Consider the following 14,747-nt stretch of genomic DNA (forward strand, 5'->3'; position numbering starts at 1 on the left):
GAAGCAGTGACGTTATGCTCAACCGATCTCGAATACCGTTGCCCTCACTTATTTTGGCATCATCGTGGGCACTCGGGGCTCTTTGCAGCCCCGGGTGCTCCGATTCGCCCCAACGGATTGCGCCGCCAGCTGTCGATGCGAACGCGGCGGCAGCCGCCATTACCGCGTTCGATTCCAATGGCGATGGGGAGCTGGAAGAGACCGAACTCGATCAGTCGCCACCCTTGCGAGCCGCCCTTCCGAGAATTGATACCAATGAAGATCGCCGCATTTCAAAAGACGAACTCAACCAGCGATTGGCTGCGTGGCAAGAGTCGCGAGTCGGGTTGATGCCCGTTACTCTTCGTATCAAGCTCGCAGGAAAACCTCTTGCCGATGCAACTGTGCGACTTGTGCCAGAGGAGTTCCTTGGTCCCAACCTCAAGCCGGCGGTGGGAACGACCAATAAGCATGGCGTCGCCGTGATGCAGATCTCGAATGAGCGTGACGAGCGCGGCGTGCAATCGGGTTTCTATCGAATCGAGATATCAAAGGCTGGATCCCCAGGTGCCGTTCCCGCTCGGTACAACACCGACACCCAACTCGGAATGGAAGTCGAGCCAAACTCGCCCGAGTCGCGTGACGCAAATTTTGATCTGGCACCCTAAGGTCCACTGGTACTATGCAGGCGATGTCGTACGCTACTATTTATTCACACTGCACGTCTCGACCTGCAATCTTGTTGGTTGCGTTATTGGTAGCTTTTTTCACTGGACAACGAGCCGACGCTCAACTTCCCACCAATAACAATCCTGCCAATCAGATTCGATTCACGACGGCCGAAGAGGCGGACGGGCGCCGCGATTTGCTTATCGACTTCATCTGGGATGCGCCACTACCGACGGGCACATTGCCTGCAGTGATTCAGAACGTGCCGTTACCCACGCAAGCAATCGACATTTCGATGTCCAACATTGCGCGTATCGACCGCTTGAGCGCTAACGTGTCGGGGTGGGATTTTCACCAGTCTTCTTACCTGATGCATCCGAAGAACCTCGCCAATAGCAATCGCTTGGCGATCGTCTATCAGGGACACGCCAACACTCTGCTTGGTGGAGTGGGTGCGACAGCCAATCATCTTCTGGCCGAAGGCTTCACCGTCCTGACCATGGAGATGCCCCTTTACGGCTGGAACACCGACACCACTGCCAACCTCCCCGGGCAGGGCGCTCTAACTTTTGGCTCGCACGACCAGATGATTGTGAACACGGGTCCCGCGAACGGTGGATGGGGGTTTCGTCTTTTTCTTGAGCCAGTGGTCCAGGCTATTAATTACGTGACGGCAACCAATCCAGACCTCGAACAGATCAGCATGATGGGGTTGTCGGGAGGAGGTTGGACTACCAGCATGATGGCCGCGGTGGACGAGCGGATCGACCTCAGTATCCCGGTAGCGGGCAGTTCGCCGCTGTATGTTCGCAACGCCCTCGGCGGAGGTTCGGACATTGGGGATGCCGAACAGAACTACTCCCCACTCTTCAACGAAAACATCCTGCCTAACGGCAGCGGGGGTGGTGTCGCCACCTGGCTGGAGATCTACGCCCTCGGTGGTTACGGACCGGGGCGACAACAGATTATGGTGAGCAACGAGTTCGACAACTGTTGCTTCAGTGGCACGCACTCGAGTTCCTATAAGGATATTGTTTCCAATCGCGTGGCATCCTTAGGTGCGGGCGAGTGGGAGCATGTGCTCGATTCGTCGCATCGAGGACACCAAATCTCGACTAACCTGCTGGCGAATACGATAAGCCCCGTATTGGGGATCAGCCCACCTCCGCGAGCCTCGCTTCCGATTGAAGACCTATTTAACAATCAGTCTGGAAGTTTTCCGGCTGGCTGGAACGCGGATCCAGCCAACGGGGCGGGGGCCGTTGCCGCCGAGTACAACGGCGCGGTGGTAATTCAAGGCCCGGCCATTGCATCTATTTACTACAACCAACCCTTTAACGCACAGGCATCGGCCTCCACAACGGTGACGATGGCAGTCCGACAAGCTTCCTCAGACAACGCTTTTGGAGTGTTCCTAACGAGCGACATTGCCAGTCGCGGGGCCCATCTTGGCCTTCTGGTCAACGTTGCCACCAACGAACTGCTCATTAATGCCGACGATGGCGGAGGATTTAACGCGGCCACGGATCGACTGGTTGTCGGAACACTCGCGGGGTACAGTGGAGGCGCCGCCGAACTGTCCTTTACGTTCTCACAAGAGGGAATTCAAGTCGAAGTCGGCGGCACCGCGGGGGGAGGCTTTTCCTCGCCTTTCATTCCCTGGTCGTCGTTTCCTCAAGGATTCGATACGGCTTCTCTAGGCAACTACACGCAGTTGTTCGTGCAGAGTTTCGATTTGAACGAGTCCACACCGGCTACGTTGATCGTTGATTCGATCCAAGTGATTGCTGGTGCCACGCCAGGCGACTACAACAGCGATGGTGTTGTTAATCTTGCGGATTACACCGTCTGGCGAGACAATCTGGGTGCATCGGTCGCTTTGCCCGGCTCCAACCCCCTGGCTGCCACACCTGGAGAGGTCGACGCCGAGGATTATTTGTACTGGCGATCAAGTTTCGGTTCTTCCACGTCTTTGTCCTCGCGATTCCCCAATCCGATTCCTGAATCTCCCGCGTTCGCCATGTTCGGCTTGGCTCTACTGACCTTGATGGCCCTAACTCGCAATGGGAAGCAGAGACAAAATGAAGCCGGTTGGCCGCGCGGGAAGATGAGAAACCAATCATGAGCAGCAGTAGTACTTCACAGGCGGTGCAGTACGAACAGGTGGATGCCGACTATCTAAGCCAGCGCGAGCTGAAGTCTGGGGCCGCCGGCTGGATACTGCTTGCTAGTCTTGGAGTTTCGTACGTTATCTCCGGCGACTTTGCTGGCTGGAACTTCGGTCTGGCGCACGGCGGGTTCGGCGGCATGTTGATCGCCGTGATCGTGATGGCGATCATGTACCTGTGCTTGGTCTTCACCTTGGCGGAACTTTCCACATCGCTTCCAACGGCCGGTGGAGGATACAGCTTCGCTCGCCGGGCGTTGGGGCCCTGGGGTGGCTATCTGACGGGTACCGCCATTCTTCTCGAATATGCGATTGCCCCCGCCGCCATTGTCATCTTCATTGGCAGCTACACGAAGGAACTAATAGGAGTCGACGGACCGGCAGTGTACGCGCTGTTCTACTTCGTGTTTGTCGGGATTCATCTATGGGGCGCTGGTGAGGCCCTGAAGATCATGATGGGCATCACCACTCTGGCCGTGCTGGCGATTGTGGTGTTTGTCGTCGCAGCTTTGCCTTACTTCAATGCCAGCCTGCTTTTCAACATTCCGCCAGACTCTACTGATGGTGGTACTGGCACGTGGTTCTTGCCTTTTGGTTACTACGGCATCTGGTCCGCCATTCCGTTCGCGATGTGGCTGTTCCTGGCAGTCGAGGGCGTTCCACTCGCTGCCGAGGAAGCGAAGAACCCCACCACCGACCTCTCGCGCGGCATGGTAACAGCCATGTTGGCGCTAGTGGTCATTGGTGCCTTGGTATTGGTGCTAGTACCAGGTGTTGCCGGAGCGGATCAAATGAAGGCTCACGGTGCTCCGCTGGTCGGAGCGCTTCGGCACCTTTACGGCCACGAGTCGCTGATTGCTGGCTTCGTGAATGTAGTCGGGTTGTGTGGCCTGATTGCGTCCTTCTTCTCGATTATCTACGCCTACTCCCGCCAAGTGTTTGCCCTTTCGCGAGCGGGCTACCTGCCGCGGGTGTTGTCGATTACTGGGGAACGCAAGGTTCCAACCTGGGCTCTCATCGTCCCCGGGGTGATCGGCTTTCTGCTATCCTTGACCGGCAAGGGGGACATGATGATCACGATGGCGGTGTTTGGCGCCACCATTTCCTATTTTCTTATGACACTTTCGCACATTGTCCTGCGTCTCAAAGAACCTAAGCTTCATCGGCCCTTCAGAACCCCTGGGGGAGTCGTGACATCGGGCGTCGCTTGCGCGCTTTCGCTGGTTGCGTTCGCATCGACCTTCGCGATGGGAGGCGAGGCAGCTCTATGGAGCGCGCTATTCTATGCTACCATGGTAGCCTACTTCGGCTTCTACAGCCGACATCGATTGGTTGCCCAGGCACCCGAAGAAGAGTTCGCCGTTATCTCTCTGGCCGAACAAAGTTGAGATTGCCGTGCCTCAGTACTCAACAACACTGCTGCATACCACTTACAGCTTCAACGATTTGAAGGAGCTGCTGGCGAAGGCCTCTTCTTTACGGAGCGGCGATGTCCTCGCGGGCGTGGCAGCTCATTCGGAACGGGAGCGCGTAGCTGCGCAGAAGGCCCTGGCGGACGTTCCACTTAAGCGGTTCTTGCAAGATCAACTCGTTCCCTACGAAGACGATGAAGTCACGCGGCTCATCGTCGATTCGCACGACGCGGACGCTTTTGCACCGATCGCATCGCTAACGGTGGCGGAGTTTCGTGACTGGCTGCTGCGGTACGAGACGACCGAAGACATCCTAACCGCCGTTTCACGAGGAATTACCCCCGAGATGGCAGCAGCGGTTAGCAAGCTCATGCGAAATCAGGACTTGATCCTGGTGGCCAGCAAATGCCGAGTGGTAACACGCTTTCGCAACACGCTGGGGCTTCCAGGCAGGCTAGCGATTCGCTTGCAACCCAATCATCCGACCGATTCGCCTGCGGGCATTGGTGCGTCGATCATGGACGGACTTCTGTATGGTTGCGGCGACGCCGTCATTGGCATCAATCCGGTGAGCGACTCGTTGGATTCATTCCGCCGGTTGACCGATAGTTTGGCGGAGCTTATCGACCGCTACCGAATACCGACTCAAGCCTGTATTCTCGCCCATGTCACTACGCAGCTCGCGGCAATGGAGGTGAGGGCTCCGGTCGACCTCGTTTTCCAGTCCATCGCCGGTACCGAACAGGCTAACCAGAGCTTTGGCGTTTCCTTGAGTATCCTTGACGAAGCTCACCGTGCTGCCCAAGAGTTGGGGCGTGGGACAGTGGGTACCAACGTCATGTATTTCGAAACGGGGCAGGGCTCTTGCCTATCCGCCAACGCCCATCATGGCTGCGATCAACAAACGCTTGAGGCTCGCGCCTACGCAGTTGCTCGACGATTCGAGCCGCTTCTAGTCAACACCGTTGTAGGATTCATTGGCCCAGAATACCTCTACGATGGCAAGCAAATCATCCGAGCGGGGCTGGAAGACCATTTCTGCGGCAAACTTCTTGGCCTGCCAATGGGATGCGATGTTTGCTACACCAATCACGCGGAAGCGGATCAGGACGACATGGACAACCTGCTGACGCTGCTAGGCGCCGCGGGTTGCAATTACTTTATGGGCGTTCCGGGAGCGGACGATATCATGCTCAACTACCAGTCGACTTCGTTCCACGATAGCCAGTATCTAAGGCAGCTATTTGGCTTAAGGCCAGCACCGGAGTTCGAGAAGTGGCTCGGCGTGATGGGCATCACCGACTCCTCCAATCGCCTATCGAGTTCCGCACCACAACATCCGCAGCTCAAATTGATGCTCGAACAAGCCGCCATTCGCTAGGCTGAGTTCACACCAGACTCCATGAATCCCCAGCCCCTCACAACGCCCGATGCAAGCGCAGCTCTACGCGGCTGCACCAACGCCAGAATTGCGCTGGGACGGGCCGGTGCGAGCTTACCTACCCGGGCATGGCTCGACTTTAAGGCTGCCCATGCTGCTGCGAAGGATGCAGTACATGTCACACTCGAAGTCGAGTGCATGTGCGAAGCCATCACTAGTTTAGGATACGAGGTACTTGCCTGCGACTCGTCGGCACCCGATCGGCATGCTTACCTTCGGGCACCAGAGCTGGGTCGGCAGCTCGATCGCGCATCACGCACTCGTCTAGCTGAAGCAAGTGCCAACACCAATCAGATCGATCTAGCAATCATCGTCACCGATGGCCTCTCCGCGTCGGCAGCTCACACCAATGCGGTGTCCGTACTCTCTGCGCTGCTGCCACTCCTTCACGCCGATAGCTGGAAGATCGGTCCCATTTGTGTGGCGAGGTTGGGGCGAGTGGCTTTGCAGGATGAGATTGGAAGTGTGCTAAATGCGCAAATGGCGCTAATCTTGATTGGCGAGCGTCCCGGCCTCGCGGTCTCCGACAGTTTGGGTGCCTACATGGTCTATGATCCCAAACCCGGCAATACCGACGCGAATCGCTCCTGCATCTCCAACATCCACGGCCACGGTTTAGCCCCCGAGCAGGCTGCCGAGGATATCCATCTATCGCTGACGGAGTTGCGCCGAAGACGGTTCAGTGGAGTGTCGTCTCAAGTCACGTCGAACCAACAAACTCACGTCAGCACCGAGCGGCCACACTGAGGCTTGCCTATGCTCGCCAAACTGCACGCGAATGGATTTCGCTCTCTACTGCCTTCGCGTCAGCGAAGGCCACAGTAGTGGTCCCGCGATATTTAGTTCAGTCACTTGTGCATCGACATTTGCTGGCTCAAAGGGACAAATGCCCAGCGCTTAGCGTGCCAAACTCGCGCAGGCTGTAAACTAATAGAGATTTGTTCCGAAGAACGTTGGGACCGACGTACGATTCCGAAGAGACTCGGAATTGCTAAGTCCATTCCTCTCAGTACGTTCCGTCTCCGCGCTCGCGCGAGTATTGGTACGAAGACGGTACCTTGCGGGGAGGGGAATTAGGAAGGTGTTTGGCTGACGACGTGCCCCTACCTTCCGGATCAGAAGGGCGGGACGCCCCTCCCATCGGGGCGGCCCATAGTAGGGGGATCGGCGGCGAAAGCAAGTCGAGGAGGCGGCGACTGAGGTGGGACCCTCGCGTTTCTTGGCTTTAGTTGCACTTTTCGCGTTGCGCGGCCCCCGACTTTCGGCCCTGGTATCTTGGGCGACCTCTCAAGGGGTGCCTAGAAACTCAACTCCCACTGCGACGATTCGGCCGTGTGGGCAGTATAATGGAACCGCCATGCACAGCGACGACCCTCTTCAGCCCGAGCAAGGCCAGCGGGATATTCCCACCGAGCCCTATTTGTCGGCCGACCCCGATTCCAACCGGTCGGTCCTGGAGGTGGTACGCGTACTAGACGAGTATCTAGAAGCTCTGAAACAGGGGACTGCCGTTTCCCGAGACGAGCTGCTCGCCGTGTACCCCGAGATGGCGGGGCAGCTTCGGGCATGCCTCGAAGGGGTTGAGTTTTTGCAGGGGGTCGATGCGGCGCCGCTTGCCCGGCATCAGTTGGGCGACTTTCGCTTGATCCGGCAAGTCGGCGAGGGGGGAATGGGGGCGGTGTACGAGGCGACGCAGGTCTCCCTCGGACGCCGGGTGGCGCTCAAGGTGCTTCGTTTCGCCGGTGTGTCGGACAAGGAGGCGATCGGGCGGTTTCAGCGCGAGGCGGAGACGGTGGCGCAACTCCACCATACAAATATCGTCCCGATCTTTGCCGTCGGCACCGAGCAGGGGGTGAACTACTATGCAATGCAATTCATTGAGGGACGGAACCTAGCCGAGGTGCTCGCCGAGCGCCAGGGTCCGATTGATGGTGCTGAAGTGGCACGGTGGGGACTTCAGGCGGCCGAAGCGCTGGCGCATGCCCACCAGCGCGGCGTGGTCCACCGCGACGTGAAACCATCGAACTTGCTGCTCGATCCCGACGGGCGGCTATGGCTCACCGACTTTGGCCTTGCGCTCCAGTTGGGCGGAGTGACCCTGAGCCTGACCGGCATGCTATTAGGGACGCCGCGCTACATGAGTCCCGAGCAGACGGCTGCGACATCACGGGGAATCGACCACCGAAGCGATCTGTTCAGTTTGGGGGCCACGCTTTACGAACTACTCACGGGGGTGCCTGCCTTCGGCGGCGAAACTCCGCACGAGGTAATTCGCGAGATCATCGACAGCGTGCCGACGCCGATACGCGCACTCAATCCCGAAGTGCCCCGCGACCTTGAGACGATCGTCATGAAATGCCTGGCCAAGGACCCGGCAGGTCGCTACCCCACGGCGGACGAACTTGGGCAGGATGTGCGAGCCTTCCTCGAGGGGCGGCCGATCCGAGCGCGACGCCCGCCGCGTCACGAACGCGTCGTCCGCTGGATCAAGCAGCATCGGCGGAGTGTAAGCCACATTGGCATCGCGGCCGCGGTCACCTTAGGGATCACATTGCTCGGGGTGTTCGGCGGCTCGGCGTACAAGGCTTGGAATCAGTCGGGCATCCTGCTCGACGCGGTGAATCCACCTCTGGTGGCCGAGTTCTTCGACGAGTCGGGAGAGATGCTCCATGCAGAGACCCTTCCGATGCAAAAAGCCGTGAACTTGCCGAGCGGTGACTTTCACTTGCGGGCGTCTGGCGAGGGCCGGCTGAGTCAGTCGTTTGACCTGCAACTCCGCCGAGGCTATAGCGACACACGCTACACCATAGGATTGGAGAACGAGCTGTTATTCTCACCCGAGTCAGTCGAGCACAGCTTTGCACCAGTCGCCTTAAGAACCGCGGAAGGGGGAGCCACGCATGGGGTGCTAATCTGGACTCGCGAAGGGGTCAGCCTACGTAATTACGATGGGCCTGACTTCCGCCAATTCCTGACATTCTCGCCTGAATCCAATCCTGCGCTGGCCGGTGCGCCCGGCTTCGCGTGGCCATGGTCAAGTTCCGTCGTCGCCGAGGTTTCAGGAATCGGTAACTACGACTTGCGACCCTGGACGCTCAGGAACGGGATAGATGTCGATGGCGACGGGGTCAACGAAATTATCTGCGCCGGTCGGCATCAGGGCTGGGTAATGGCCATCTCGGGGAAGCTCGACAGAATCGTCTGGTTCGCCGGGCGCGGCAAAGATATTAAGACAAAGGTCGACGATGGGCCGCGGCTATTGCGGAGCGCCGTGGTCCGCGAGCCGCTGATTACCGAGGACCTCGATGGCGATGGAGTGGACGACTTGGTGGCGACAATGGTCGACATCGGTTCTGAGGCGAAGATCGAGCAAAACCAATATGTCGGCCGCCGCTGGGTTGAAGCCATTTCGGGGAAGTCGGGAGAGACGATCTGGAGCCACGAACTCGCGAAGGACTTGTTTGCGCTGCCGCAGGGTGTGGAAGCCCCCTATGCCATGCGCTGGTTTCCCGAGATCGAAGGGGGGCGGATGAGTGGCGGAGGAGGTCGCCTTAACATCGGTCGGCACTATCTGCGTCAACCATCGAAGGCTGAGCGGACCGGAGCGCATGTTTGGATTCCCGATGCGCCTCACATGCTGAATGTCGGCAAACTGCGGCGGCTGGCGATTGTGGCGGGAGCTAATTTACTGATGCTCGACCCGGCAACAGGTAAACCGCTCGAAGAGCCAATTGCGTTGGTAGGGTGGCCCGGCAAAGAGGTGAACTGGGGGGACCTTGATGGGGACGGCGTCGAAGACCTTATGTGGATGGAGGAAATCGCGAGCGCCACCGTACCGGGAACCTTCGATCCCAAACTCACCACGTGGTCACAAGCACGACGCAAACGACTCTGGTCGCGACCGTTGGTAGCGCTGTGGCCGGCGCAGCGAACCTGGGGAGTTGAATCCCCTTCGTGGCCACTGGTGGCCGATCTAGATGGCGACGGCCAATGCGAAGTGATCGTTCCGGATGGGCAGTCTCATCCCGGGGCGGGGGCAAGCGGACTGACGAACTTCTACCAGACTCCTTGGGGCGAAATCGCCGTCTTAGCGGGTGACACCGGCGAGCCCCTGTGGACGCGTAAGCTGGTCAATATTGATGTGCAGGTCGACCATTTCACCGTTGGTCCCGACATTGATGGGGACGGGTCGAGCGAGTTGTTCACAGCGACCTTGAGCGGGTTGGGTCCCGAAATCTACGCCGACGCCCTATCGGGAGCAACGGGGAAAACGCTTTGGACAAACCACCGCAATCTTCAACCGAAGAACGGTGATTTCAGCGAATTTCAAATCCAACCGCTCGAATGGTGGCAGGCCGGGCGCGATGGATGGCCTCAACTCATGGTGCGACTACTGGAGGGTCATCCCGGTTCGCCCGAATCGCGAGTACTCTTGTTGTCGGCGGGGACAGGTTACCTAACGCACACCGCGAGCGGCATCCATTCTCTTACGCCAGCCGACCTCGACGGCGATCGGGTAGAAGACTTGCTCGTCTATTCCGCAAGTTCCCCCTCGCAGCCCGACCTGGGAGGAAAGCTGCACGCGGTGCGGGGCGTGGGAAAGGCTCCGTGGCGGCGACTTGGCGCACTCGGGGACCCCATGGCCGATCTGGATGCCGATGGGGTGATCGATTTAGTGCGAAGTTGGGGCGATGGAACGTTGGTAGCCACCAGTGGCGCAACCGGCAAACAGCTTTGGCAGCAGCGTGCTATTCGGGCAACGAGCGAGCTTATTGTTCGCGCTGCAGGAGTCCCCGGGGCCGATCGTCGCCGCGCTACTCCAGAGAACGACTTCGATGGCGACGGCATCATCGATCTGATCGTCTGCGAGCAATCGACCGGCGCTTACCCCGGCCCGCTGCTCCACGCGATTTCTGGGAGAACAGGGAGTCGACTCTGGACGGCCGACGAAGTTACGGCGCGCATGATGAATTCCACGCTCTCGCTCTCTTCCTGCGACCTCGAAGGAGATGGCACGCCGGAAGTGCTCTGGGTGGCGGCACTCGACTATGGGTACCCCGAGCGACTGAGCTTTTCCAGTGGCGATCTGCAACTCTGGATGTTCGTCATCTCGGCCCAGACCGGGGCACTTCAATGGGCCCATCCCCTGAGCCCCGCCTATGGGCTTACTCCCACCAGCCTCCCCCCCTTTGGGTTTCAGCAGATCGATCTACGGGTGGTCACCATCGACGTGAATGGCGATGGCATACGCGACATCCTGTCACCAGCCGCCACCAACAGCGATCTCTTGGAACTCCGCGCGGTCGATGGCGCGACCGGCAAGACCTTGTGGAGCCGACTGCGAATCGACGATGAGCTCTCGCATCAATCGCTGCAGAACTGGACCTCGCCCACCGTGTGTGACTTCGAGGGAGACGGTGCGATGGAAGTCGTAGTGGTCGAGCCCGTCGGCCCGTCGCCGGACAGTGACGACCAGCACCTCAAAATCGCCGTCACCACACTCCAAGGCACAGATGGCAAGTTGCGGTCAACTTACCCCACCCCGTTTCGCTTCCTGCAGTTTCAAGGTTTCTCGTACGCTCACAAGGCAGAGCTACTTCACCCGGTACGGGTGCGACGCGCAGCGGGTCGCGAATGTGTCGCCATCCTGCTCCCCACGCTTCAGGGCGAGGCGCGGCTCATGGTGATTGATGGCGAGGGGGAACCAACCGGGCGAGCGCTGCCGCAGCAGTCGCAGTTCATCCCCCCCGCCGCTTGCGACACTGATGGCAACGGCAGCGACGAGCTGGTTTGCTGGCGACTGACAACCATCGAAGTGATCGATCCCGAGCGGCTGGACAAACCGATCTGGTCGAGAAAGTTTGGAGATGCGGGCTACTTCGAATTGCTCGACATTCAATCGCGAGGGACGGCCGAGACCCCGTTGCTGGCGGTGGCGACTCCCGGCTCCGACAATCGCGTGTTCGGAATTGACGCAGCCACGGGAAACACCGTGTGGACCTGTCCGGGGCCGATCCCCCGCGCCGAAGAACCGGGGGTCTACATGAAGCCCAACATCGTGTCGCTACTCGGTGCGCCCGAGAACCAAACGCCACTAGTGTACTACGCCTACGAGTTTGTCGGAGATTGCCGCCAGGCCACGTTGGCAGTCAGTGATGGACAAAGCACCCGCGGCATCGTTCCCGTGGCTCTCGTCACTGCGGCAGCCGACTACGATCCGCGGATGCTGCGCGATCTTCCCTGGCACGTCGGACTTGACGAGGCCTGGCCACGGTTGCTGACGTTCATGGCGTGGAGCGGGCTGTACGCCATGACCCTAGTCATCCTGCCAATGGGGATGATGGCCTGGATGATCGTCCGTCGTCGGTTCAGTTTGCAAACACTCCTGTGGCTGCCAGTGATGACCCTGATCGTCCTCACGGTTGCCATGATCCAGCCGACCTCCGATTACGAATTCGGGTCTTTTATCAACCGGTTGAGCATTGCCCTTTTCGCGAGCCCCGCCGTCCTGGCGCTCATGCTCCTGGGGTGGTGGTTCACCGTGGGCCAGTGGCGCCGCGCGGCAGCGTGGCTGCTAGCGGCGCTCGTGGTGAGCGTGCTGCTCGCTGCGGTGGGCATTGCGTCGGAGCAGCAGATGACCCCGATGCTGCCCGAAGAGGGCTACGACTGGTCGACCTGGTACGAAATCCTCCCGCCGGGGGCGTATCTTACGTCGTGGCTGATGATGTTCTGGGTCGCCGTGGCGTGGATGTTTGGCGCTCTCCGCCGCAAGTGGCGACGCCGTCGCACGCGCAAAGCCCCACTACCCACAGGCGACCCGGATACGGCAGCTTATGCCAAGACGTCCACCAGCGTGGGGCAGACTACCGGTCTGCCGAAGGCTGCGGGCCAACCTTCCAGTCTGCCAAAAACCGCAGGTTAGACTTCTCGTCTGCCGCCGCCCCATGTCGCACACCGACCTAACCACTTTGCACTCAGGCGATTTGCCCGACAGCGAGCGCACTCGCTGGCTTCTTAAGCATGAAGCCTGGCTACGACTCATCGCCCGGCACGAAGTGAATCAGCGGTTCGCGGCCAAGTTCGACCCTTCCGATGTCGTGCAACAAACCCTAATGGAGGCGTGGCAGGGATGGGATCAACTCACTGCGACCGACCCCGCACAGCGAATGGCGTGGCTGCGACAAATTCTCGCCCATCAACTGGCGCACCACGTTCGGCACTACGAGGGGACGCAGAAGCGTTCGCTTGCCCGGGAAATCTCCATCGAGCGCTCGCTCGTCCAATCGACGATGCGACTCGATGCGATGGTCCCGGCACGCGACCCGTCACCGAGCGCGGCGGCCGCTTCGCTCGAACAGCAGGCAAGGCTCGCTGAGGTCCTCGAACGCTTGCCGGAAGATTATCGCCAAGTGATTCTGCTGCGTAACATCGAAGAGCTATCGCACGACGAAGTGGCGCAGCAAATGGGGCGATCGCCGGCGGCGGTGCGGATGCTATGGCTGCGGGCCATTCAAGCGCTGTCGCGAGAGCTCGGCGGCTCAGAATGAGAAATCAATCATCGAAGTCCCATGGAGGCCCCATCCGGTAAGCAGCAGCTGTAAGGACGTTGCACCTGCGCACTCATCACCCGTCACCGATCGAATCGGATGGCTTACCTTCCACCACGGGCGACACACGTTCGTTAACCATGCGCTCACGGGAGGCACCCTAAAAACGGTTAGGATGCCGCCAGAGTCGGAGAGAAGAGAAAGTAGTGCAGGCCCTCGATGAAGGTCGACTTTGGACCCAACACAGGGAGGAATGCGTCCCCCATCGAATGTGATTGGACTCGATTTTGAATAGCAGGGCGCGATGATCGCCTGCCTCCACAGTTTCATTGCCTACCAGGCTACTTAAGTCGCCGCTCCCCTGTTCTAGGGGTCGTTGTGTAACATTCTCTCCCTACACAGGGCCAAAAAACGGAACTAGCGATGTATTTTAGAGACTGCCCGCGCTCCGTCTGGCGATAAATTGGGGCATAATAGGTACGATTCGAGAACCCATTGAACCAGGCCCACCTGCGCCCCGCTCTATGCCACGGCAAGCTAACTCCGATACTTCTTCTCCGGTAAATCCGTTGCCGCTGAGCGATCCCACGCCTTGGGCGGTACGATACCAGCGGCTATTTCACGAGCTAACCGAAAGCGAGAAGAAGGTCGGGGCCTACTTTCTCGAACACCCCGAGACCCTACAGATTTCTATTACCGAACTGATTGAGACTTCGGGACTCGGATACGGCACTGTAATCCGCTTCTGCCAGAAGCTTGGCTGCCGCGGTTTCCAGGAGTTCAAGGTGCTGATGGCCCGGGACGCTATTACGCCCGCATCGCGTACGGCTAGTGACCCCGATTTGTTCCGCGCAGTTCACGACCGAATCACCGACGACCTAAGTCGCACGCTGACCAACTTGGACCGCAATGAGGTGATGAAGGCGGCGGAGGCCATGCAGAAGGCCGACCGCGTGCTTTCGATTGGTGTTGCAAGCTCGGCCCCGCTGGCGCTAAGTCTGGAGTGGAAGATCAAGCGCCTGGGCATTAAGAGTTCGTTCCTTTCGGACGGCTACGTGATGGCCCTCGAGGCCTCACTGCTCAACGAAGGTAGCGTGCTGGTCGCGGTGAGCTCGTCGGGAACCACGAAGGACATTGTCACGGCTGCGCAACTTGCGCGGGGTGCTGGCGCGACGGTCATTGCCATCACGAACTTTGCGAAGACCCCCCTGATCGAGGCATCCCATATCTGCCTGATTACTTCCTCGCCGCGCGATCCTCTCGCGGCGGAAATCCCCTCGCTGGTGGATGGCGAGTTCGTTCTCGCCCTGCTCACCGAGCACATCCGCCGCCTCGATCCCCGTGTTGAACGTGTGATTGTCGAGGCCTTCCAAGCGATCGCAGACCGAAAGCTGTGAATATCCGAGCGTCGGATGGACTATCCAGCCTTCGCCGGCCTAGCGAATTCTTAACGCGGTCTTCACGCAAAAGCCCATCGCATTAACTGCGCAGGTGCACAACGTTTTTGCACACTTTTTCCAAAAACTCTTGTG

At 59.2% G+C, this 14,747-nt stretch carries 8 protein-coding genes; all 8 read left to right on the forward strand.

Translation table 11 applies throughout. The features are described from left to right. Positions 1–14: 14 nt before the first annotated feature. Positions 15–647, forward strand: a complete 633-nt coding sequence (locus SH292x_RS17050; protein WP_442482218.1) for a hypothetical protein — start codon at positions 15–17, stop codon at positions 645–647. Between the two features lie 296 nt (positions 648–943). Then, complete coding sequence (locus SH292x_RS17055; RefSeq protein WP_442482219.1) at positions 944–2,773, forward strand: hypothetical protein; 1,830 nt, start codon at positions 944–946, stop codon at positions 2,771–2,773. Further along, on the forward strand, positions 2,770–4,203 hold the full coding sequence (gene eat / locus SH292x_RS17060) for an ethanolamine permease (RefSeq protein WP_442482220.1): 1,434 nt from the start codon (positions 2,770–2,772) through the stop codon (positions 4,201–4,203). Before SH292x_RS17055 ends, eat begins: the two co-directional genes overlap by 4 nt. Before the next feature lie 7 nt (positions 4,204–4,210). Further along, complete coding sequence (locus SH292x_RS17065; RefSeq protein ID WP_442482221.1) at positions 4,211–5,608, forward strand: ethanolamine ammonia-lyase subunit EutB; 1,398 nt, start codon at positions 4,211–4,213, stop codon at positions 5,606–5,608. Positions 5,609–5,629: 21 nt separating this feature from the next. Then, complete coding sequence (gene eutC / locus SH292x_RS17070; protein WP_442482222.1) at positions 5,630–6,415, forward strand: ethanolamine ammonia-lyase subunit EutC; 786 nt, start codon at positions 5,630–5,632, stop codon at positions 6,413–6,415. A gap of 610 nt (positions 6,416–7,025) precedes the next feature. After that, positions 7,026–12,590, forward strand: a complete 5,565-nt coding sequence (locus SH292x_RS17075) for a protein kinase domain-containing protein (RefSeq protein WP_442482223.1) — start codon at positions 7,026–7,028, stop codon at positions 12,588–12,590. Positions 12,591–12,612: 22 nt separating this feature from the next. Next, entirely contained in the window at positions 12,613–13,215 is a 603-nt protein-coding gene (locus SH292x_RS17080) for a sigma-70 family RNA polymerase sigma factor (RefSeq protein ID WP_442482224.1), read from the forward strand. Between the two features lie 524 nt (positions 13,216–13,739). Beyond that, on the forward strand, positions 13,740–14,612 hold the full coding sequence (locus SH292x_RS17085) for a MurR/RpiR family transcriptional regulator (protein WP_442482225.1): 873 nt from the start codon (positions 13,740–13,742) through the stop codon (positions 14,610–14,612). Positions 14,613–14,747: the final 135 nt, after the last annotated feature.

Source organism: Aeoliella fuhlenseeensis (genome assembly GCF_052161615.1).
Taxonomy (GTDB): Bacteria; Planctomycetota; Planctomycetia; order Pirellulales; family Lacipirellulaceae; genus Aeoliella.

Excerpts from the sequence above, each read along its gene's own strand:
- SH292x_RS17050 (WP_442482218.1), top strand. The coding sequence starts at position 15 with ATGCTCAACCGATCTCGAATACCGTTGCCCTCACTTATTTTGGCATCA.
- SH292x_RS17055 (WP_442482219.1), top strand. The coding sequence starts at position 944 with ATGTCCAACATTGCGCGTATCGACCGCTTGAGCGCTAACGTGTCGGGG.
- SH292x_RS17080 (WP_442482224.1), top strand. The coding sequence starts at position 12,613 with ATGTCGCACACCGACCTAACCACTTTGCACTCAGGCGATTTGCCCGAC.
- SH292x_RS17075 (WP_442482223.1), top strand. The coding sequence starts at position 7,026 with ATGCACAGCGACGACCCTCTTCAGCCCGAGCAAGGCCAGCGGGATATT.
- SH292x_RS17085 (WP_442482225.1), top strand. The coding sequence starts at position 13,740 with ATGCCACGGCAAGCTAACTCCGATACTTCTTCTCCGGTAAATCCGTTG.
- eat (WP_442482220.1), top strand. The coding sequence starts at position 2,770 with ATGAGCAGCAGTAGTACTTCACAGGCGGTGCAGTACGAACAGGTGGAT.
- eutC (WP_442482222.1), top strand. The coding sequence starts at position 5,630 with ATGAATCCCCAGCCCCTCACAACGCCCGATGCAAGCGCAGCTCTACGC.